This window comes from Okeania sp. (assembly GCF_983059655.1).
The window spans coordinates 1-2,005 of the sequence record NZ_CEZPJD010001124.1 but is presented as its reverse complement, the minus strand read 5'-3'; the positions used below and the strand labels follow the sequence as shown (position 1 = coordinate 2,005).

The following is a 2,005-nucleotide window of genomic DNA, read 5'->3' as shown; positions in this document are numbered from 1 at the left end:
TATCTTGATTGGATGAATTAAGTATAGTCAAAAAAGTTTTTGGGGAAGGGTAGAGTGATCGCTTACCTACTACAATTTTCCATTTTTCACCACTACAAAATTGTCAATCTGTCAAATTGCTTAAAGGTCAAAATATAGGGGCAAATCGCGATTCATCCCTACTGTCGGTTGCACTGAATTGTTAGACTGGATAAAGACAAATCAAATGGTGGACAAACGCTTGACCTCAATATCACCGATGGTCATTTCTGCTTGCCAAAGATCGTACTGGGTTTGCTGGTTGAGCCAACTTTCAGCAGATGTACCAAAAACCTTAGAAAGTCTTATAGGCATCTCAGGATTTATATTTGCTTTACCATTCAAGATGGCAGATAATGTTTCTTGGCTTACACCTAAAGCTTCTGCCACCTCAGTAACACTTAGATTTAAAGGTTCAATGCAGAGTTCTTTCAGCACTTCGCCTGGGTGGGGTGGGTTATACATTTTCATTTTCAGAATATGCGAAGCATTTTGTAGGAAAAAGCATCAACTTATCTTATCCATAAATTATCAATTGCTTCTCCCTATTGCCTATTGCCTCTTTTCTGGAGATGTCTGTCCAGCTTTATTGCTAGGTGATAAGGCATAGTAAACAGGTGGTCGGTAGAAAGGATCATTACGACAAGCATCGAAAATTAGAATTTTTAGTGTTCCAACATCTTCTCTAACTATAGGTTTGAAATAGAACTTAGTATCAACAGATGCAGCAATCCAAGGGAGCTGCCTAGAGTCCGTTGAATTACGAACCTTTAGCAACAACTCTCGGAAAAAATCAAAGATTTCTAAATTCCATTTTTCTATCAGTGATAAAAAAGCTTGAGCAAAAGGTGAATGCCGATTTACTTTGCTCTTGTTTTTGATTAGTATACCATTATTATCTTGCTTACGCTTTTCGCCACTATTATTCTTTCCATCTTCAGTTTCAGATGCCTTTTCAAAGAAATCATAAGCCAGTTTTCCAGATTCTGTAGAGTAAATAACAATACTGCCATTATGCATCGGAGTATCTTCAATTATCTTGTCAATTGGACTTAGAAGAAGATTAAGATTTATGGACTTAGTTGCAAACTCTTTCCTATCAGTTAAATTTGTTAAACCTGCATCAACAGGCAAAATATAGTCATGTCCATTAATTTGGCACCCATGACCTGTGTAATAAAAGAGACCTACACCACCTGTACTAAGAATAGTTTGGAAATCATCAATTGCTTTTTTTAGCTCATCAGTTGATGGGTTAATACGTTTTATAATCTTAAAACCTACTTTTTTGAGAGCTTTACATATTGCTTCAGCATCATTTATTGAGTTGATCAATGTTGGAGCGTTTATATAATTTTGATTACCAACGATAAGTGCTACACGATCAGTTACGATATTTTTATCAAATGATAAGAAAGAATATTGAAATAACCCTAAAAAGCTACCTACGCCAGAAATTGCTGCCATGGCAGATGGGTATGTACCTTCAGAAAAATACCAAGATATCCCCAAAATCATTAGAGCTGTTGTGGTAGTTCCTGTAATAACTCTAAAATTAACAAGGTTCTTCATTTTTGATACCATATCCTTTAAATATAGATGGATACTTTTACAACTGAAAAAAGACTTGTTCAGGAGAGCAAGATCATTATCAAAAATGAGGCAACAAGGCTGTTAACCAAAAAAAATCCTCATTGCCTCTTGCCTTAACTTAAGAGTGTTAAACAAAAAAACCTAATGCAGTATTTTACCTGTGTTTGTTCACTCCAATAACAAAATTACTTTTGACTAAATTCTAATCCAATTCAAACTCGTTTTTCCAAGACTCATCCTTTTCCCAAGGAATCTGCTGAGTCTTCGCCATCAAGAAATTCTCCACCACTAAATAATCCATCTCAGTCCGCATAAAACACCGATAAGCATCTTCGGGCATACAAACAATTGGTTCACCCCGCACATTAAAAGATGTATTCACAATTACCCCACA

3 protein-coding genes are annotated in these 2,005 nt (G+C 35.8%); all 3 read right to left on the bottom strand.

Annotated features, from left to right (window positions below):
* Positions 1-201 precede the first annotated feature (201 nt).
* The gene (locus tag AC3DU7_RS32405) at positions 202-489 is read right to left on the bottom strand and encodes a HigA family addiction module antitoxin (RefSeq protein ID WP_488043330.1); all 288 of its coding nucleotides are present in this window, start codon (positions 487-489) and stop codon (positions 202-204) included.
* Between the two features lie 81 nt (positions 490-570).
* Complete coding sequence (locus AC3DU7_RS32400) at positions 571-1,602, bottom strand: caspase family protein (RefSeq protein ID WP_488043329.1); 1,032 nt, start codon at positions 1,600-1,602, stop codon at positions 571-573.
* A 211-nt stretch (positions 1,603-1,813) separates the two neighbouring features.
* Positions 1,814-2,005: carbamoyltransferase C-terminal domain-containing protein (locus AC3DU7_RS32395; protein WP_488043328.1), on the bottom strand; the 192-nt coding region annotated here is incomplete at its 5' end.

Excerpts from the sequence above, each read along its gene's own strand:
- AC3DU7_RS32405 (WP_488043330.1), bottom strand. The coding sequence starts at position 489 with ATGAAAATGTATAACCCACCCCACCCAGGCGAAGTGCTGAAAGAACTC.
- AC3DU7_RS32400 (WP_488043329.1), bottom strand. The coding sequence starts at position 1,602 with ATGGTATCAAAAATGAAGAACCTTGTTAATTTTAGAGTTATTACAGGA.